The following is a 21953-nucleotide window of genomic DNA, read 5'->3' on the forward strand; positions in this document are numbered from 1 at the left end:
TATAAAATAGTATAAACTAAATATGTGTTAATTAGTTAATCCCAGGGTGATTTATAATTTATATGACCCTTTGATGTAACTTTTAATTTTAATTTTTCATCTTTATTTATATCTTTTAGGTTTTCATCTAATTTTTTATAGCTATTGCTACCTATTGAAGATTTTAAGGATGATTTTAAATCTTTGTATATTTCATCTTGGTTTTTTCCCGTATTTTGAGCATTTAAATGCTCTATCTCGTTTATCTCTGCTACATGGCTTTTAATTATGTCCTTACTAGTTTCAGTTTCTAATTTTAAATTTGAATTTTTTGAACTTAAACCATCTTTTTGATATAATTCGTTTATTTTATGAATATCTTGACTAAATTTATCTAAATTTTCATCTATTTTGCTTAATTTATCTAAACCTTTAATTTTGAGATTTGAAGAATTGTTTAAAACATTATTTTCAATATTTTCAATATTTTCATTGTTACTGTTATTTTTATCGTTTTTATTGGAATTTTGTTGTTTTTCTTGCCTATTTAATCTTAATTTTGCTAATTTTTCATCAATTCGTTTTATCTTTTCAGATTCTTCGTCATCCACATTATTAATTTTTTCCTTGTCAATTTCTTTTAATTCCGGTTTTTTTAAATGTTCCTCAGATAAAATGCTTCTAAAATCCCCATTTTTAGGTATATCTTCAACCCGTATATAATTCTTAGAATTAGATTTCATCCCTTTTAAATTTTCTAATTTAAGTTCGGGTTTTACAACATACTTTAAATCAGTTTTCAATTCTGTTGATTTCGGAATCTCTTGGGCTTTTTGAATATTTTCAATATTTTCAATATTTCGAATGTCTTTGAGATATTTATCTTGATATTCCTCGCCATATTCTTTTAATTCATGACTTTCGGGTGCTTTAATAGAGTCAATATTTTTACCGACGTCGTTATTAACTGATTTTGTATTTTTAACTGTATTGTTAGTTTTAAAAGCTTCAGGTTTTGAATCTACTTTTAAGGTTTTATTGATATTTCTATTCTCATTTATCTTGATATCCATATCAATATTTCCAATTTCTTTTTCATGGCTTATCAAATATTCATTAAATGAATCTTTAATAGATTTTTGGATTGTATTCATCAATAAATTATTATTATCTGCAAAATAGCTATATATTGCATCATGATAACACGAACTTATTTCTATACAATTGTCCTTAAAATGTGTATTTATACCATCTTTAAAAGAATTTACGATTAAATCTTGGGGGTTATCCGTTTTAGAAATATAATGATTCAGATAGTTTTCTAAATTACTATTTAAGGATTTTTTGATTAATTCGTCTATCTTTTCGGTGTTTTCTAAAATATATGACCGTATATAATCGTTCATTTGTTTTTCAATTATATTATTGATTAATTCATTGTTTTCTTGCAAATAACTCATAATATGGCTTTCTAAAGCACTTAATACCATTTCTTCCGCGTTAAATTCCATATTATCACCAAATCCTAAATTAAACATAATTATAATATACTTTTAAATTTTTTTAATATTTTGAATACTCTTAATATCTGTAATATGATTTATAAATTGTATGTAACCTATAACTGTAATTTGTAATTCATGTAATAAGAATATAAAAATTTGTTATATAATGATTATCATTTGATTTTATTTTTGATTTATTAGATTAGTAGATTTAAAGAAAATAATATATAATATCTATTCATTATAATTAGATAATCGTATTTCAATAATAAATTCTATTATTTTATTATTTGAATATACTTATTTATTCGATATATTTATCAAAAAATAGGTGGAATTTTGAAATTTGCATCAAAACTATTGATAAAATTAGGCATTGTACTCATTATTTTGATTTTAGGTATAGCCACTATAGGATATTTATCGGGCGCATTTTTTGGACCCGAAAAATCCACTAAAAGCATCGTAGATAATAGCCCTTATCCAGAATTTTTATACGTAGATAAAGAAGTAGCTACAGACTTTATAAACGATAGTATGAACATATCAATATCGCCAAGTATGTTATTCTTCGTAGATTCTGTGTACATAAACTTAGATAACTCTACGATTGAAGATTCAAGCATGATGGAGAATAATGATAGTAATAACATCAATGATAGTAATAATAACACCAATAGCGAAAATAAAACCGAAATAGCCATTAAAACACCATTGTGGTTTGTAGGTTACTTATTCGCAGGTGACGATATTTCTATTGAAAATGGATATATATTCATTAATTCGAAACATTTTGGAAAACCAGACTTTAATTATTCATATGAAGAATATAACGGCTTAATGGAAGGAAATATCGTAGTTTATTCAGAAGAAACGCTAATAATCCTTAATAGTGACGAAAAATATAACTACATGCAGATGGTATTTAAAAATACCAACGATTATGCAAAATATTTAAACGAAACTAAAGCACAGGATGAAGATTTATTCGCTATTGATTGGACTACAGTGGGTTTAGGCGTAAAATTAAATTCTACGTTACAATATAATGGTGATTATGTAGTAGAAACGTCTGTATTCAATAAATCAAGTATTTCAGACAACATTGACTATTTAAAACTTCAAAAACTTCAAAAAATTGAGGAAAAATTCTCTTATGGCGGTCATAACATTAGTGACCTAGGATTTTTACTAAATAATAGTTCAAATGAAGAATATAATTAAATAGATAATGTTATTAAATAATCTATTTTTATTTTTTTATTATATTTTTTTAATTTATTTTTTATTATATTTTTTATTATATTTTTTATTTTACAAAGCATACGTTTAAATTTCAAAGTATACATACTATTTTAGTATAAGATTATTGATTATATCAACTATGTCAATATATATCTTTTATCTTTCATTTTTATTTTAATTATTTTAATTATTTTAATTATTTTAATTATTTTGGTGATAAATTGTTATACAAAGATTATTGCGAAATTATAGAAAAAATAGAGAAAACTACCAAAAGATTGGAAAAGACAGACTATTTTGTTGAATTAATTAAAAAACTCGATGAGGAGAAAGAAAAATCACGACTTTCCAATAGTCCGAGTAATTCTGCTGAAATACTTGCCATATTATGTAAGTTATCAATTGGTAGGGTTTTCGCAGAATATGAAAATAAAGAATTAGGAATAGGCTATAATTTATTGGTTGAAGCTTTTAAATCTGTTGGAATCTCCGAAAAAGATATGTACGCTAAAATCAAAGAAACGGGGGATTTGGGACATTCTGTTGAACTTTTGAAATCGGAAATAAAGCAAGTTACACTTTTCCAAACCAAATTAACCGTTGAGGAAGTATATAACTCCCTTAAAAAGTTATCGGCAATTGAAGGGGCTAGCTCTCAAAAAAAGAAAATAAGAACAATTTCTAATCTTTTGATATCTGCAAATGCTCTCGAAACACGATATCTTGCTAGACTTATTTTGGAGGATATGAGAATAGGGATGAATATATCAACGATACTTAGTGCTTTTTCAATATACTTTGAAATACCAAAACCAGATTTAGAGAAAACGTATGCTGTAACAAATGATATTGGAAAAATAGGGGAGAGATTACTTTCATACGATGGAAATTACTATGAAAATTTTAAAAAAGACAAAGAATTGCACTTAAACCTATTTAGGCCGATAAAACCGATGTTGGCACAATTAACGCCTTCGATAAATGACGCAATCATAGAAATGGGAGTTCCTCAGTTTGAAACTAAATACGACGGCGCAAGGGTTCAAATTCATAAAGATGGCGAAGATGTTAAGATATATAGTAGAAGACTTGAAGATATAACAAATTCAATTCCTGAAATAGTCGATGAAGTTAAAAAAATTGATTGTAATCAACTTATAGTTGAAGGAGAGTGCGTTGCAATAGACGAAAATGGAAAACCTCGACCATTTCAAGACATATTAAGAAGATTCAGACGTAAATATGATATTGAAAAGATGACTTCAGAAATTAAACTTAGAGTATTTTTATTTGATGTTATATATATGAATGGAGAGAGCATAAGTGATTCACTACATCTTCGTCGTGAAAAACTTGAAAAAATACTAAATAAGAAAAATAATTTTGATATTGATGAAAATGGGCAAGTTATTGTACCACAAACAGACGATGTAATAAATTTATCAACTAAGTTAGTTACAGATGATGCCAAAAAAGCTCAAAAATTCTTTGATTGGTGCTTAAGTATTGGTCATGAGGGTGTTATGATTAAAAATCAAGATGCCTTGTATACTGCAGGTAGTAGGGTAAAAACGATGTATAAATTTAAGCCGACCTTGGATAATTTAGATGTTGTTGTAACCCGTGCTATATTTGGAAGAGGTAAGCGTAAAGACTGGTATGGTTCCTATGAAATTGCAGTTCGAGGAAATGGAGTTAACGAAATTAACGAAATTGGAGGAATTAGAGGAATTGAGGAGATTGGAGAGTTGGGCGAAAGTTCTTCATCTTTATCATCATTTGCAGCCTCAGATTTAGAAAATAGCAACTTATATGTTATCGGTCACGTCGGTAGTGGATTAACAGAAGAAAACTTAGAAGAGCTTACCAGAAAAGTAAATGAAATTAAAGAGGCAGATTTGGATGGCGAAGTTATTGTTGAGCCTAAAATCGTATTTGAAGTATCTTACGAAGAGATACAAGCTTCTGAAAAATATGAAATTGGCTACGCACTGAGATTTCCACGAGTAATCAATATCAGATATGATAAAGGTATTGACGATATCAATACTGTTGAAGACGTAAAAAGAATATATGCAATTCAAAAAAATAGGAAAAATAAATAACCTGAGTGAAATAAATAAGAATAAAATAAGAATAAAAAATAAATGGATAAAGTTAGTTAAATAATTCGGATTATTGAAAAATACGGATTAAAAATTTTATAGATGTAAGATTTAAATTAGAAAGTTTTATATAGTTATAATTGATAACTAATTGTATTGGTGGATGATGAACGGAGTAGCTTCTGATTTCATGATGATTTTGATCCTACTGACACCAAACTTTTTATTGTAAATAATGTAATAACTATTTTATTGTTTTATTTCAAAATAATGGTTATTTAGCTTTTGGCTAATTAGTGAATGATGAATCTTTATCTTCTGATTAACTTAACATTTCATGATGAAAGATGGGCGAGCTGACACTAATTTATTTTCAAAAGAATTAATTTGTAAAAATTGTAAAATAAAATTATTTTTAAAATTTAAAAAATAGAAAAGTTATGTAAATATTATTTTTATATTGTTTCAATATTTCTCGTATATTATTCTTGCTCTGCTTTTAAAAGAACTAAACCACCGAGTAAATCACCTTTTTTGATTTCTCCGTTTGCCGTAGCTAAAAATGTTACTCTATCAATGTCTCTTTCTGATTCAAAAGGTACTGGAATTTCTTCTCCTGCTGAAATCACACTACCATTTTTGTTAAGTTTGTAGGCAGATTTTAAAACTACAGACTTTGGTTTTAAAGCTATTTTTTCAACTTTTATCTCAGTGATATCTCCTTTTTTTACCGCGATATCTTCTTCAGATATTAATAAAACTTTATCCCCCATTAATTCAAAGTGTAAATTTGCATCTTTAATGTTTTTTTCGCTCAATTCGCCTTCAATCTTCTTTATTTTACCAATTATTCTAAACATTATAATTCACCTTACTTGTTAAATGATAAATAAAATATTAATATTTTAATTCCGTAATTAGTAATCCATAATTACTAGAGTATTATTTTGTGATATATTATCTATTTTAATTCATTTAATTATATTATAGTTAAACATTTTATAGTTTTTGATATAATTTGAGATAAATCCTTTATTGAATATTAAAATAATAAAATAGCTATTATAAAACAATTGAACAATGTAATTTAATTAAAATAAATTTTATATGAAAATTGAATAATTGTTTAAATAAAAAAAGGTAGGACATACATATCCGATAGGAAAATGGGATACATATGAAATTTTTATTTAAACATTACCCATAAAGAATATAATGTATTGTTGTATATATCAAAAATTTTTTTATAAATATAGGTATTCTTATAGGTATAATTAATTATTTTATATTCTGTATGACATATTGTGGTAGGATAATATGCCTTACATATGATTATGATTATCATAGTTAATATATAATCACTATTTGAAATTTTAAATATGTGAAATTAACTAAAAGATTAAAAATTGATGAAGAGATTATTATGCTTCTCTTGCATCAATTCTTGCTTTAATCAATTTCAAACGGAAGAAGTTTTCTCTTTCCATTTCATCTAATCTCATTGAAATGTACTTTTTGGTTTCATCCATTCTTGGAATTACAACGTATTCAAGAGCGTTAACTCTTCTCTTTGTTGTAATAATTTCTTGAGCTAACATCTTGATGGATGTCTCAATTTCTGCAAGTTCTGCAATAAGTTGAAGAGCTTCTTCGAAGTTACCTGCTGCTTCATCTAATTTTGCTGATGTACTGTAAGGGCTGTACCCTCTTGTTGATATATCTCTTTTAACGTTGTTTATTTCGAAAGCAGGTACTGAAATACCCATAACGTTTCTCATATCTACGTCAAGTTCGATGTTATCGTTTTTAGCAGCAAATGAAGCCTCTTTAACTGACAAAGTACCCATAACAGCTTGAGCCATTATTAAGTCTTTGTAAGCTTTAGCAAGTGCATCGTTTACCTTTTCCCTTATTCCAGAAGCTTGATTCAAAATATCAAAAAATTCCATCATAAGAGCGTCTCTTTTTTGTTTCAAGAGTTTGTGCCCTTTTTCGGCTAATTTGATTTTTGTTTTCAATTTTAATAATTCCATCCTTGTAGGGTTAACTTGTGCCATATTATCCCCCGATAAAAATTTGTAATAATTAAATTAATGATGAGATAATTGAATTAACACACTTATTAGTGATTAATTATTAATTATTAATTATTAATTATTAATTAGTGGTTAATCAATTTATTCATTAATTAATTATTTTCTGAAATTTGGGTGGTATTTTTCGATTAAGTCTTCAGAGATTCTCTTAAGCTCTTCCATAGGTAAGATAGCTAAGATATCCCATACATAGTCGAGTGTTTCCTCGATGTTTCTGTCTTCGTCGACTCCTTGTGTTACAATTCTGTCTTCGAAAGCTTGAGCGAATTTTAAGTAAGCTCTGTCTCTGTCTGTAAGTGCTTCTTCCCCTACAACAGCGACTAAGTCTCTTAAACCTCTACCTTCTGCGTAAGCAGCGTAAGCCTGGTTAATAACTTTTGAGTGGTCGTCTCTTGTTTTTCCTTCGCCGATACCGTTACCCATTAATCTGGATAATGAAGGTAAAACGTCTACTGGTGGGTAAACACCTTTTCTGTTCAATTCTCTTGACAATACAATCTGACCTTCGGTAATGTAACCGGTTAAGTCAGGAATTGGGTGAGTAATATCATCGTGAGGCATTGTTAAAATAGGTATCTGGGTAACTGTTCCTTGTTTACCTTTAACTCTACCAGCTCTTTCGTATAAAGAAGCTAAGTCGGTGTACATGTAACCTGGGTAACCTCTTCTACCTGGAACCTCGTTTCTTGCTGCTGCAATTTCTCTTAAAGCTTCACAATAGTTTGTTAAGTCTGTTAAAATAACTAAAACGTGCATTCCTTTTTCGTAAGCTAAGTATTCAGCTGTTGTTAAAGCAATTCTTGGTGTAATGATTCTTTCAATAGCTGGGTCGTCAGCTAAGTTGATGAAAACAACTGCTTTTTCCAAAGCTCCTGTTTTTCTAAACTCTTCGATGAAGTAGTTTGATTCTTCACTTGTGATACCCATTGCTGCGAATACAACCGCGAACTGTTCTCCTTCTCCTCTTACTTTAGCTTGTCTTGCAATCTGAGCAGCTAACATGTTGTGAGGTAAACCTGAACCTGAGAAGATAGGGATTTTTTGACCTCTAACTAATGTGTTAGTACCGTCGATTGTTGAAATACCCGTTTGAACGAAAGCGTTTGGTGAAGCTCTTGATACTGGGTTTAATGGTGAACCGTTAATATCGATTTTTTCTTCAGAAATAATTTCTGGACCTTTATCGATTGGTTTACCTGCACCATCGAAAACTCTACCTAACATATCCATTGAAACGCCTAATTTAGCTGTTTCGCCTGTGAATCTAACTTTTGTTTCACTAGTGTTCAAAGCTGTCGTACCTTCGAATACCTGAACAACTGCTACTTCTTCGTTAGCTTCCAAAACCTGTCCTGTTCTTTTTTCGCCGCTTGGTGTTGTGATGTCTACGATTTCCCCGTATGAAACACCTTCGATTCCTTCAATAACCATTAAAGGACCAGCAATTCTTGAAACTGATGTATACTCTATGGTTTTTTGCATTGCATCCATAATAACCCTCCTTAATTTAAATAGGTTATTTTGTTTGTTATTTTGTATTTTTAATTTAATATTTTCCTTAATATTATAATTAAACAATTAAACAATGGAGATAGATTAATTCAATATATTAATTTAATCAATAAATTATTAATAATTATTAATAATTCAATATATTTCATTATATCTACAATTCCATCTAAATTGATAATCTAATGCAATTAATACAGTAATCAAATTTTACTTATTAAATACTAATTAGATTAATTTGCTTAATTCAACGTCCATTTTTGAAATCATTTCTGGAGCTTTTTTGTTTAAAAATTCTTGTTCTTCAACATACTTCATTCTTGCAATATCTGCTTTAACAGTAACTTTTGAGATTTCTGCTGGGTTTGCACCTTTTGCAACTGCGTCAAGAGCTTTGTTGTAGTATGTCATAATAACTTTTAACATTGTATACTGTTTCATAGGTGAACAGTAGCTGTCAATTTCGTTGAAAGCATCTTGTTGTAAGAAGTCTTCTCTTAACATTCTTGCAATTTCTAAGATAACTCTTTCTCTTTCAGGCAATGCGTCAGGACCAACTAATTGAACGATTTCTTGTAACTCTGCTTCTTTTTGGAGCAAGTTCATAGCTTCGTCTCTTAAAGCTCTCCAATCTGCACTTGTGTTTTCTTTCCACCATCCTGCGATATCGTCGATGTACAAGGAGTAACTTGTTAACCAGTTGATAGCAGGGAAGTGTCTTCTTCTTGCTAAGTTAGCATCTAAAGCCCAGAATACCTTAACAATTCTCAATGTGTTTGAGGTAACTGGTTCTGAGAAGTCACCACCAGGAGGGCTAACTGCACCAACGATACAAACGAATCCTTTTCTGTCATCGCTACCTAAACAGTCAACTCTACCAGCTCTCTCGTAGAACTGAGCTAATTTTGATGATAAGTACGCAGGGTAACCTTCTTCACCAGGCATTTCTTCTAATCTACCGGAAATCTCTCTCATTGCTTCTGCCCATCTTGAGGTTGAGTCAGCTGTTAATAAAACACCGAAACCCATATCTCTGAAGTACTCTGCAATTGTGATACCTGTGTAAACTGAAGCTTCCCTAGCAGCTACCGGCATGTTTGATGTGTTCGCAATTAATACGGTTCTGTCCATCAATTTGTTTCCTGTTTTTAAATCGTCTAAGTGTGGGAACTCTTCGATAACCTCAGTCATCTCGTTACCTCTTTCACCGCAACCGATGTAAACCACAATGTCCACGTCTGACCACTTAGCCAACTGGTGTTGTGTAACTGTTTTACCACTACCGAATGGACCAGGGATAGCTGAAGCACCACCTTTTGCTAAACCAAAGAATGTGTCTTCTACCCTTTGACCAGTGATTAAAGGAATTACTGGAGGTAATTTCTCTTTGTTTGGTCTTGGTTGTCTTACAGGCCATTTTTGCATCATGATAACGTCTTTGTCACCGTTTGCTGTTTCTACAACTGCTACGGTTTCTTCAACGGTAAATTCGCCTTCTTTGATTTCCTTGATTGTACCGCTAACGTTAACTGGTATCATGATTTTGTGTACGATTGAAGCTGTTTCTTCAACTGTACCAATGATGTCTCCACCTACAACTTTGTCGCCAACTTTTGCAGTTGGTTTAAAGCTCCATTTTGCATCTCTTGATAAAGAAGGTACACTTACCCCTCTTGGGAGGTAAATTGAGTTTGTAGCATCTTCAATTGCGTTTAATGGTCTTTGAATACCATCGTACATTGCTTTTAACATACCTGGACCTAATTCAACTGAAAGCGGAGCACCTGTTCCTTCTACAGGTTCTCCTGGTTCCATACCAGCTGTTTCTTCGTAAACCTGGATAATAGCTTCATTTTCAGTTAACTGAATAATTTCCCCAGTTAATCCTTCGTTACCTACTTTAACAACTTCGTACATCTGTGAGCCTTTCATACCTTCAGCAACAACAACAGGACCGGCGATTTTAATAATTTTACCGACGACCATTTTTTCACCTCAAATGAATGGAATAGTTGTCTAATTCCATCGAAAGAGCATTTATTATTATTTTTTTTAATAATGTTCGATTAATATTAATTATTACATTAAATGGAATACAATAAATCCATATTTTTATATTATATCATTATTGTATAAGTTAATTTAAATCATTTTTATAAGTAGTATATTTTTCTTTTGAATTACAATGGAAATTAAGCTTATTATTGATATTTTTATATAATAATAACATTATTTAAGCTCAACACCAACTGCATTTCTCACGAGTACTTTAACAGGGTCGTTTTCCCTTACAATTGGACCTTTTTTATCAGGAACTTCAACGATTGTAGTTTTCATTCTTGATAATGAATCTCTGATTGATTCACCAATTCTTTCGGTTGTAACGATTAATCCTATTTCTTTGTTTTCTTCGAGTTTAGTAATTGCTTCGAGTGCCCCATCAGTGTTTGAAACATCATACACTTCCGTAAGACCAGCAAGTCTGAACCCTGTAATCATGTCGGAGTCTCCAACTACACCTATTTTCATTTTATCACTCACTCATTAATTGCCTTTTAATGCGTTATTGCACGATAATTAAGCCATTAATTTTCTGATGTCTGTAGCGGATAATCCTTCAATTTTTCCTTTAATAATAATTTTTAATTTTCTTATTTCAGCTTCTTTTGAAGTGATTAATCCAATAATTGGCCCTACACCAAATGGCTGTCTGAGAGATAGCTTTTTACCAGTTGCAACTACGTAATCGTCAAATACTTTCTCAAATTCGTAGATTGAATTGGTTTTTTGGTATTCTTCGAGAGCGTGTGTTAACAATGGAGCGTATTTAGTACTATCTAAACCACTAATTACACCATCGATTGAGTCAGCTTCTGCGAGTTCTTTTAATTTCCATGAAGCAAGTTCGTAACCTGTTTCAGTAACGTATTTTAAAACTATTTCTGAGGATAATTTATCAGCTTTACCTTTTAAGATAACTTTCAAGTTCTCTACGTCGATTAATGTACCAACATATTCCTTGAATAAGTCTTTTTCAGTTCCATTGATTGATACGTTTTTCCAGAGATTTTCAAGAATGAATTTGTCTAAAGCCAATTCCATTGTCGTTAATCTTTTGGTTTGTTCGTAGTCAGTTAATCCTTCTGAAAGTAATTTTGAGAATTCGTAACCTTCCAAGCTACTTGCAAGTTCTTCTACGGATTTTGTTTCGCATAACTCTCTTAATTTATCCTTTAAACTTCCGAGAGGTACTAATAAGGAATATGTTTGTTCAGCATCTAAGCCTACAAATTTAGCTCTTAATAATGTTTTAATGTTTTTAACATCAAACTTCATTTCAAATAATCTTAAGATTTTCCTTGCACCTTCTGGTGACATGTGTGCGAGAGCCTCGTACAAATGAGCTAAATGTGTGTCTAACGCCTTTTCAGCAAATGTTGGGTCGTTTTCATTACCTAATGCATCTAATAAGTAAGGTCCGTAATCACTATCTTCTAATTGGTTGATTAATTCAGTTGTTCCTGCTGATTCGATTAACTCGTTCATTTTATTTTCATCGAGTAATCTAGCTTCCATACTTCTAACTCTTGCGTTAACGTAAGCGTATGGTGCAGTATCTGAAAGATATCTAATTAAATAGATGATTATAACCATGAAGACAATAATAAAGCCAAGAACCAACATTGTGATAAAGACATCAGGTGAATTCATAAAGTTTTCAATTAATGATATTGCATCATTCATCTAAACCACCTTGCACCTTTTTATCTTAATTTCCTAATTTTAGTTTTGTGCGTATTTTGAACAAGTTATAATTGCAAATTTATAATTAAATTACAATTAGAATAATAAATCTGCTATTTTTGCTCTTACACTATCTAAATTTCTTTTGAATGTTGATTCAAGACTGTTGTCGGATACTTTTGTACCATCTGCTGATTTAACAATACATCCGCCGATTATGTCGATTGGTTCGCCTTTTTTCAAGACTGTTACAATATTCAATTTTTCTTCGACTTCTTTTTCGAGCTTCCACAAAGTTTCGTCACCGATTAATTCGAAGTCATTCTTGTTCATTTCGAGTGTCAATTCTCCGCCACCGATTGAGAGAACGCCTTTAATTACCATACCTGTTAAGATGTCTTTGTATTCATCTTTTTGAGGTAATTTCATTAAGTCTTCCTCTAATTTTTCGAGTGTCATTTGAATTGTATTTTCTCTTTCTTCAAGCAATTTCTTTTTTGAGGATAATCTTGCATCAGCTAAAATTCTGTTTTCAGCCATTTCTGCTTCTTTTTCTCCTTTTCTAAGAATAGCTTGCTTTCTTTTTTCAGCTTCTTCTTTAGCTTCTGCCATTGTTGCTTCGTATTTAGCTTGTGCGTCAGCTACGATTGAATCAGCTTTTAATTTTGCATCTTCTTTAATTTTGGAAGTTATCTTTTCCGCTCCCATATTTACACCTTTAATTATTATTTGTAAGATAAATTGGGATATTTCCTAATTTTAATTTCGACTTCGTTTCTCTAAATTACAATTTTAGCATAACCCATCAAATTTAAAATAAAAAAAGTAAAAAGAAATAATAAATAATAAATAATAAATAAATATTATTTTATTACCTTATTTCCCATTATTTTATTTTATCATCGATATATTGAGTTATTTGATTGTATTTGAGCTTTTTTTCGAAATTAAGTATTGATTTACAGTTGATTAATTAGATATTTGCTAATTTGCGATTATCTAATTTAATATATCTATTTTTAATTTAGATTCGTGTTTATAGTTTATTCGTACTAATTACTTCTTAAGATACTTAGAACATGATACCAAGCATGATTAAGATAGCAATTAATAAACCGAAGATAGCGAATGTCTCTGACATAACAGCTAAAACTAAACCTCTACCCATAACTGATGTATCTCTTGCTGTAGCACCGATTGCACCAGCTGCGGTAATACCTTGACCAATACCTGAAAGACCAGCGAAACCAACACCTAAACCAGCACCGATTGCTGCAATTGTTTCAGCACCTGGTCCAGTGAATACCTGAACTAATAAAAGGATTGATACTAATAAACCGTAGATAGCCTGTGTTTCCGGAAGTACGGAGAAAACCATAGCTCTACCGAAAATACTTGCATCTTCTGAAACTGCACCTAAACCAGCTGCTGCTGCAATACCTTGACCAATAGCTGATAAACCAGCTAAACCAACGCTCGCACCTGCTGCTAACATTGCCCATTCAGGAGCTGTTTTGAAAACGAATAATATTAAAATCGCAACTAAGAAACCGTAGAGACCTTGTGTCTGCGGTAACGCTTGGAATACGATAACTTTACTGAATTGTTTTGGGTCTTCTGCTAAAACACCTGCACCACTTGCACCAGTGATACCTGCACCTATACCTGAACCTAAACCTGCAATACCTACTGCTAAACCAGCACCTATAGCTCCGAGTAATAATGGATTTTCAAATACCATCATAAACACCTCAATTTTTTACGGATGTAATGATTATCGAGATTATCGATTGATTATCAATTTTTTTTTATTATACTATTCTATGTATTATTATTTAATTAATTTAATACTATAATTAATTCATTAATAAGCTATTTATTAATAAGCTATTTATTAATTCATTAATTATTCAGTGTACTCTTTTTTAGCCTTAAATGGAATAAATTTCTTTCCACCGCCTTCGTAGAATTGTCCGAAGAATTCCACATAGTGAAGTCTTAATGAGTGGATGAATGAACCTAAACCATTCATAGAGAAGTTAAATGCGTGTCCACCAATGAGCATTAACACAGCTAATATAACACCTACAACAGGTACTGATTTGTCAAGTAAACCTGCCATAATGTTTACAGCCATTGCTAAACCACCGGTTGATAAACATAAAGCCAAAAGCCTTGCGTAAGATAACACGTTACCTAAGAAACCTGTAATATCTAAAGCACCTAACATTGCGTCGAGTACTCCGCCGTTTTTAAATCCTTTGTACATGCTTAATAACATAACTGGTATTAAAACGCCTACTGTAACCATTCCATTACCTGTAAGTGATGTAAATATAATCGCAAGGATTAATAACATCCACATACCTTGGTTTAAGAATGCGTCAAGGAATCCAACATTTTTAAGTGTATCTTTGAATCCAAGGAACATACCTACAAACAAGTGAGCTATACCCAATATGATTGAGAATAACAAAATAGCTATAGGACCATTGTTGATTGAAACACCAAAGAACTCGAATAATGGACTTGCTTCGCTAATGTAAACGCTTCCACCTAATGGGTTAACTAATGCAAGAGCTGTTTGGAATATATCAAATCCTAAGAACTGTAATGCAAAGTCACCTAAATAGCTTCCAGTTAAAATACCTGCAACTATTGTAACAATACCAGATAATTTCAAAATGTAACCTAAGTTATAAGCACCTTCACTTACTTTACCGATTCTATGTTGTAATATTAAACCTGCTATAGTGAGTAATACACCGTAGAAAGCGTCTGTTAACATGATACCATAGAATAATATGAATGTAGGTAACAATAATACTGTTGGGTCAATTTCATTATATTTAGGCATTGAGTACATTTCTGTTAACATCTCAAATGGTTTAAAGAATTTTGAGTTGTTTAATTTAACAGGAATTTCTGATTCATCTACGTCAGGTTCGTCAATTTCAACTACAGCATAGCCTTCGGAAGCACTTTCGATAATTTCCTTAGCTTTGTTTACGTCGAATTTAGGAGCCCAAGCTTCGATTAAATAGGTTCTTTCAGTCATACCCATTGATGAGTAAGATTCAGCCCTATCTTTTTCATTTTCTAATATTTCATATGTAACGAGTAATTCATCGTTCCATTTTTTGCCTAATGCTTTTAATTTATCGACAGTTGACTTGATTTCGCCTTTAACGCTGTTTAATTCGCTAACGGTGTTATTTAATACATTTGAAGGTGTACCTTCTGCATTAATATCAAATCTGTCAAAACCGTGTTTTCTGAGTTCTGCGCCTGCAACTTCTGCGTAGTCTTTTAACATTGCAATTACTACAGGTAATTTCTCAGTTTTGCCGTCTTCGTCAATAAAAGTCTTGCCAGCTGCAATGGATATACATCCTTCGGTTAACTGGTCCAAGTCTGCTTCGAATTCGCTGAATACCGCCTTATTTAAAATACCTGCTGTTACGTAGGTGTATTCACCCATTCCGAGGTCTTTGATATCATAATCAAAGTCGGTTAAGTAACTAACATTTTCTTTTAAATTTTCAAGTGCGGTTTCTTTGCTTTCAAGTTCTGATAACCTGGCTGCGGGTTCTGATACTTCGCTTTCAACGCTGTTTACAATATTTTCAACATAATTCAATGCTTCCTCTGCGGATTCAAAAGTTACGTTTTTCTTTGTAGGTAACACAGGGTTTAACATGGTACCTAATGTTACTTTTTCTTGGTCTGCAACGTTTGAGAACAAATCAAGTGTTTTATTCACTTTTATCATATGTGAAGCTACATTTCTACCGTATTCTGCAGATGATGATGACTTAACAATTGTTTTCCATTCAGCATCTTCTAATTTGGTAGTTAAATCGTAAAGCTCCACGAGCCCGCTTTTATGGAGTTGTCTAACAACAGCATCCACTTTTTCATCCAAGATGACAGCCCTAATTTTGCTCATTCTTGCGGGTCTCAATAAAACCACCTTTTAATTGAATAATAGATAATTTTTATTGGTAATTACTTGTTACAATTACATATATTCATTATAAATTTAGCATTTATTGTAAATATAATATCTGTTGTAATTTGTAATCTAATAATCAATATAATATAACAATTTCATAATAATAATTCATTATTCAAATTGCATAACATCTTCTAATCTTATTGATAAGATTTTCACTTTTGCAAGTGATGAAACTTCTGCAACTTTTTTATTTTCGTTAGCAACTATACAGTCAGCTTCTTCTTTAGCCTTAGCTTCAGCTTTAGCAACCATTTCTGTAACAGTTTGGTCAGCTTCTGCCTCAACTTCTGAGATAACTTTTTTGCCATCGATGATAGCTTGTGCTTTTATCTCTTCAGCCTTTTTGTTAGCTTCGTTTATAGCATTTACAGCTTCATTTTCTGTATGCTTTATTTCCTTAATGGTATCTATAGCACTCACAGAATAACCTCCTTTAAGAATATTTAGTATATCCCCTACACTAACTATATATAATTTGTTATTGTTTGAACTTTCAAAGTATGAAAATTCGATTAATAATAACATTGAGTAATAATAATATACATTATTAAATTTAACGTTTGTACGATAGCCATAATCATAAATAGTCTGAATATTACGATTTTACAATTAATTGCAATATATTATTACGATATACTATTATAATATATTATTACAATTTGTAACTGTATGTAACTGTATATTAGACATTACAATCAAATTTATAATTATTAATCGTGAAGTTAAATTGTAATACTCATACTTTATTATACCTATTTTAATAGTTTTGTACGAGATTGAGAGTTATTGAATATGCTTTATGCACGAAACATTCTAGTTTTTTATATTATTTGGTATTTTATTTAGTATATTGTTAATTAATTTGTTAATTAATAATTAATAATTAATAACCATGTAAATTTGTATATGATATTTTACTAAATTCTAAGCATTAACATTGGCAAAAATCGCCAATAATACTATCTAATATATAGTATCACATAATGTCATAACTACATATTATTTTCTTGTATTAATACATTACAGAATTTAGGAATAATATACACCAATTAACAGATATAGATTAGGTATTACATTTAAATAAGTAGATAAATCAATCTAACATAAGTTTACTACTTAAATATTTTTCCCAATATTATATATCAATTTAATATATAATTGTTATATACCCAATTCCAAATTGTAGCAATTTAATTGTATGCAATAGGTTATTACAAATAATTAATATATAAATTTTATATAAATTTCATATAATTATTATGTAAAATATTAGTAAGAATTGTAATATCAAAATATTTAATTTATAAATTTATATATATGTAATCATCGAACGCAAATAGAAAGACATATAAAACAAAAAAATTTTAAAGGAATTTACATGCTACAATATTGGTAATACTTGTTATTGTATATTATTTTTATATTTAAATTATTTTAACGACTATTTTTAATAAATAATTTGCAATAGTCGATAAAATTATTTTTCAGCTGTTTTATAGATTACCAGGTAAATCTTACAAAAATAGTATATTTCGACAATTGTATAATAAAAATACAACACCAGGCGAAATACTTATATATTAGATAATTAATAGTAGGAAATAATACAATTTGTCATTATTAATCATGATGAATTCATATGAATTATAGATTTTATAACAGTGTATAATTGGATTATACAGTGGTGAATTTGAAAGTACATGTAATGTTATATTAATCATAGAATTCAAAATTATTATTGATGGTAATAAATTGTAGAAAATTTCAATATTAATATTGTGGTTAATCAATTTGAATTTTTAATATTGTAAATTAATAGATTAATAGATTAATATATAGTAAATAATAAATTTACAGATGTTAAATTATTAAATTAGTAAAATTAAATACTGGTAAGACGATATTTTGGGTGAAATCGTGAAAACTGGGGATAAATACATTTTATTGGAAAAAATGAGCCCTCTTCAAAAAGAGGCACTTGAAGACCCTGAAAAGTTTTGGGGAGAACAAGCGAAATGTTTAGATTGGGAAAAAACTTGGTCTAAAGTATTAGATTGGGATTATCCAAATGCAGAATGGTTTGTAGGCGGAAAATTAAATGCTTGTTATAACTGTGTAGATAGGCATATTAAAGGCAATAGAAGAAACAAAGCGGCAATAATTTGGGAAGGAGAAGACGGCAGTTGTGAAGTACTCACTTACTACGAATTATACAGACAAGTGAATATGTTTGCAAATGTACTTCAAAATTTAGGTGTGGAAAAAGGAGACGTAGTTGCCATATATATGCCAATGATGACTGAAGCTGTTGTAGCCATGCTTGCTTGTGCAAGAATTGGGGCAATACACAACACAGTATTCTCTGGTTTCTCCTCAGAAGCACTTTCAGAGCGAATAAACAATTCAAAGGCAAAAGTATTGGTTAGTACGAATACACTATACAGACGTGGTAAAAAAATAGATTTAAAGGGCATTGTAGATAAATCTGCTTTAAACTGTAACTCTTTAAATAACGTAATTTATGTACCTAGAGGAGACGAAGATATCAAACTTTCATTTGGTAGAGATTATCTCTGGGACGAATTAATGGCAGGAGCACGCAGTAGAGTTGAACCTGAAATAATGGATTCAAACGACCCGTTGTTTATACTATATACGAGTGGTACAACAGGTAGTCCTAAAGGTGTAGTTCACGCTACAGGCGGTTATTTAACTTACGCCACCAAAACGATGGACTGGACGTGGGGTATTGAAGATACTGACGTATTTTGGTGTACTGCAGATATTGGCTGGATTACAGGACATTCCTATGTAGTTTATGGGCCTCTTTCATTAGGCTCAACGATTGTAATTTATGAAGGTGCGATTGATTATCCAGAACCAGACAGACTTTGGAAAATTATTGAAAAGCACGGTGTGACCATATTATACACGGCGCCTACTGCAATCAGAATGCTTATGAAATACGGTGAAAAATGGGTTAAAAACCATGATTTGTCAACACTTCGACTTTTGGGTACTGTGGGAGAACCAATTAACCCAAGAGCTTGGAAATGGTATTATTCAGTAGTTGGGGATAAAAACTGTCCAATTTGCGATTGTTACTGGCAAACTGAAACTGGTGGACACGTTATTTACCCGCCAAACGGTATTCAAACGGTTCCTTTAAAACCAGGGTCTGCTTCATTTGCGGGCGTAGGTATTGAAGCCGATATTGTCGATAAAGATGGTAAAAGCGTTCCACCAAATACTAAAGGTAATTTAATTATCAAAAAACCTTGGCCTGGTATGTTAAAAGGTTTATGGAACGACCCTGAAAGATATAAAGCTTCATACTGGAATAAAATACCTGGGGTATTTGCTACATCTGATTATGCTACTAAAGACGATGATGGGTATATATGGATATTGGGAAGAGCTGACGAGGTACTCAATGTAGCAGGACATAGGATAGGTACTGCAGAACTTGAACACGAATTAGTTTCAAATCCGATGGTTGCAGAGTCTGCAGTTATTGGTAAGCCTGATGAAGTTAAAGGAGAAGTACCGGTTGCTTTCGTAACACTTAATCCTGAATATGTTGGTAGACCTAAGGAAGAGCTTAAAAAAGAACTTATTCAGTACATAAGAGATACAATGGGTCCTATTGCCATTCCTTCAATAATATTCTTCGTTAGTAAAATGCCTAAAACTAGAAGTGGCAAAATTATGCGTAGAATCCTTAAAAAGTTGGTTGTTGGTGAAGAAATAGGAGATATAAGTACTCTTGAAGATACAACTAGTGTAGATGAAATAAAACAGCAATTAAAAGGTTCTAAAACTTTTAATAAATAAAATAACCTTATTTTTTTTATTTTATTATTTGTATTATTATTTGTATTATTATTTGTATTATTATTTTTACATTATTGGTATTATATAATATTTATTTTAAAATAATATTACGGAATAGTTAGATTTTATGAAATAATAATATAATATATCATAAAATACATAAAAATCCAAATTATAAATTTTATAGAGTATACGAATAAACAAGTACAAAATAGAAATTAAGTCATTTATTCGTTTCCTAAATTGGATATTAGCCTTTTTAAATAATCTTTCAATTTGGATTCTTCTTCATCTGAAAATCCAGACAATATCATTTTTGTTTGGGCGTTACATTTTTCGAAACCTTTTTCTTTAAGTTCCAGCCCTTTTTTAGTTAAATAAATTAATTTAACCCTTGAATCATTTTCGTCAAAAACTCTTTCAATAAGCTCTTTCTTTTCTAAATGGTCTATTAAGTTAGAAACAGATGAAGCCTTTATGCCCAAATAACGCTGTATTTCTGATTGAGTTATGCCGTCTTTATACCATAAAACTTCTAAAACATTGAATTGTGAACCAGTAACCCCTAATTCTTTGAACGATTGGTTACATTTTTTGCATAATTCAGTTTTAATGGAATAAAGCAAATGATTAATTGAATTATTTTCGCTCCTTTCAGGTAATTTAGTCATAGTATAACCTCTAATCATATCATCATATTTACAACATTGAAATTAAAAATATGAAAATTAAAATTCATACTGTTATGTCACGTTAGTAATTTTAGTAATTTTAGTAATTTTAATAATGTTGGTTGTTTATTTATATATTATTTAGTATATTAAATATATTTAGCACAGATTTATATATAACAATTATGAGGATTAGCTACATTTTGAATAATATTGTATACTTATATATTTAAAGTTTTTAATATATTAGTATTTGCTAACTAATCTAGATATATACATATGTTATTAATATAATATACTGTTATATCCCCATATAATAAACATATGTTACATACTTATTATATTATTTATTCAAGAATATCGGTAGATAAATTAATATACTAGTTCTTAGATATCTAATGTTATAATATTATTAGATATCTAATATTAGGTATATAAAATTAACTTATCTAACAATATGATTAATATTAAATTTATCAAAAAATGTTAAAATAAAAATAGAATTAAAAATAAAAAAAGTATAATAACGGTGAAAGTTATGGATTTAAAAAAATGGTATGCTAAATTATCAAAAAATCAAAAAAATAGGTTATATTTACAAATTGGAGCATTGATTCCACTTTTAGCTTTGGGAATGACTGGAAGAATGGTTGTTTTAATATTGCTATTTCCATTCATGCTATTACTTGGACCGATTTGGTGCGGGTGGATTTGTCCGATGGGGACATTGCAAAGAATTTCTGGATTATTGGGGAAAAAATTGTTTGGACATAAACACAATAACTTTATAAGCAAAAAAACACACGAAAAATTGAAATATGTAAAGTATTTCATGTTATTTGGAATGATGGGCTTTGCAGGATACTACATTTTAATATTAAACGGTACAGTGGACTTTGTAATCTCAGTATTTATGGCAACTGTAGTGATTGGTGTAATATTATCATTATTTAATGAAAGGGTGTACTGTAGATATTTATGTCCTGCAGGAGCAATGATGGGACTTACAAACTTGATTAAGCCAAGAACAATTAAAAGAGATGCAAATAGTTGTGTAAGTTGTTCAAAATGTGATAACTCTTGTCCGATGGGAATCGATGTATCAAAAACTACGGAACTAAGAAATCCTCACTGTATATCGTGTAATGCTTGTGTGGATAGTTGTCCAATAAACGATGCTTTAAGCGTAAAATGGGATAAAAAGATTAAAAATATTAAAGAAAAAGTAATAAATAAATAGTTAAATA

16 protein-coding genes are annotated in these 21953 nt (G+C 30.2%); 4 read left to right on the plus strand and 12 right to left on the minus strand.

What is annotated here, in order from left to right:
- Positions 1-35: 35 nt before the first annotated feature.
- Complete coding sequence (locus M2325_RS04675) at positions 36-1490, minus strand: hypothetical protein (RefSeq protein ID WP_259051661.1); 1455 nt, start codon at positions 1488-1490, stop codon at positions 36-38.
- Positions 1491-1823: 333 nt separating this feature from the next.
- Here M2325_RS04675 and M2325_RS04680 point away from each other — a divergent pair, with 333 nt between their 5' ends.
- Together M2325_RS04680 and M2325_RS04685 are read left to right on the plus strand one after the other, a co-directional pair.
- On the plus strand, positions 1824-2708 hold the full coding sequence (locus M2325_RS04680) for a hypothetical protein (RefSeq protein ID WP_209631756.1): 885 nt from the start codon (positions 1824-1826) through the stop codon (positions 2706-2708).
- Positions 2709-2950: 242 nt separating this feature from the next.
- Positions 2951-4834, plus strand: coding sequence for an ATP-dependent DNA ligase (locus M2325_RS04685; RefSeq protein ID WP_259051664.1), 1884 nt, complete (start codon positions 2951-2953; stop codon positions 4832-4834).
- Positions 4835-5316: 482 nt separating this feature from the next.
- On the opposite strand, the gene M2325_RS04690 is transcribed toward M2325_RS04685, so the two are convergent.
- The 10 genes from M2325_RS04690 to M2325_RS04735 form a co-directional block, all read right to left on the minus strand.
- On the minus strand, positions 5317-5694 hold the full coding sequence (locus tag M2325_RS04690) for a DUF22 domain-containing protein (protein WP_209590957.1): 378 nt from the start codon (positions 5692-5694) through the stop codon (positions 5317-5319).
- Between the two features lie 561 nt (positions 5695-6255).
- Positions 6256-6891 carry a V-type ATP synthase subunit D gene (locus M2325_RS04695; protein ID WP_209631753.1) on the minus strand — a complete coding sequence of 212 codons (636 nt, stop codon included), beginning with the start codon at positions 6889-6891 and terminating at the stop codon, positions 6256-6258.
- Between the two features lie 135 nt (positions 6892-7026).
- A complete protein-coding gene (locus M2325_RS04700) occupies positions 7027-8421 on the minus strand; it encodes a V-type ATP synthase subunit B (RefSeq protein WP_209590959.1) in 1395 nt (464 codons plus the stop codon).
- 246 nt (positions 8422-8667) lie between these two features.
- On the minus strand, positions 8668-10425 hold the full coding sequence (locus M2325_RS04705) for an ATP synthase subunit A (protein WP_209590960.1): 1758 nt from the start codon (positions 10423-10425) through the stop codon (positions 8668-8670).
- 243 nt (positions 10426-10668) lie between these two features.
- Positions 10669-10968: a V-type ATP synthase subunit F gene (locus tag M2325_RS04710; protein WP_209590961.1), complete on the minus strand. Its 300-nt coding sequence runs from the start codon at positions 10966-10968 to the stop codon at positions 10669-10671.
- 48 nt (positions 10969-11016) lie between these two features.
- Positions 11017-12183, minus strand: coding sequence for a V-type ATP synthase subunit C (locus M2325_RS04715; protein ID WP_209590962.1), 1167 nt, complete (start codon positions 12181-12183; stop codon positions 11017-11019).
- A 96-nt stretch (positions 12184-12279) separates the two neighbouring features.
- Entirely contained in the window at positions 12280-12891 is a 612-nt protein-coding gene (locus M2325_RS04720; RefSeq protein ID WP_209590963.1) for a V-type ATP synthase subunit E, read from the minus strand.
- Positions 12892-13255: 364 nt separating this feature from the next.
- On the minus strand, positions 13256-13924 hold the full coding sequence (locus M2325_RS04725) for an ATP synthase subunit C-like protein (RefSeq protein ID WP_209590964.1): 669 nt from the start codon (positions 13922-13924) through the stop codon (positions 13256-13258).
- A gap of 165 nt (positions 13925-14089) precedes the next feature.
- Entirely contained in the window at positions 14090-16147 is a 2058-nt protein-coding gene (locus M2325_RS04730; RefSeq protein WP_209590965.1) for a V-type ATP synthase subunit I, read from the minus strand.
- A gap of 162 nt (positions 16148-16309) precedes the next feature.
- Positions 16310-16621: a hypothetical protein gene (locus tag M2325_RS04735; protein ID WP_209590966.1), complete on the minus strand. Its 312-nt coding sequence runs from the start codon at positions 16619-16621 to the stop codon at positions 16310-16312.
- Positions 16622-18118: 1497 nt separating this feature from the next.
- Here M2325_RS04735 and acs point away from each other — a divergent pair.
- Complete coding sequence (acs, locus tag M2325_RS04740) at positions 18119-20035, plus strand: acetate--CoA ligase (protein ID WP_259051665.1); 1917 nt, start codon at positions 18119-18121, stop codon at positions 20033-20035.
- Between the two features lie 227 nt (positions 20036-20262).
- On the opposite strand, the gene M2325_RS04745 is transcribed toward acs, so the two are convergent.
- Complete coding sequence (locus tag M2325_RS04745) at positions 20263-20706, minus strand: MarR family winged helix-turn-helix transcriptional regulator (RefSeq protein ID WP_209590968.1); 444 nt, start codon at positions 20704-20706, stop codon at positions 20263-20265.
- Positions 20707-21244: 538 nt separating this feature from the next.
- On the opposite strand from M2325_RS04745, the gene M2325_RS04750 reads away from it, so the two are divergent.
- Entirely contained in the window at positions 21245-21946 is a 702-nt protein-coding gene (locus M2325_RS04750) for a 4Fe-4S binding protein (protein WP_209590969.1), read from the plus strand.
- Positions 21947-21953 lie beyond the last annotated feature (7 nt).

The sequence above is a fragment of the Methanococcus voltae PS genome, from assembly GCF_024807035.1.
Classification (GTDB): Archaea; AGJL01; Methanococci; order Methanococcales; family Methanococcaceae; genus Methanococcus; species Methanococcus voltae.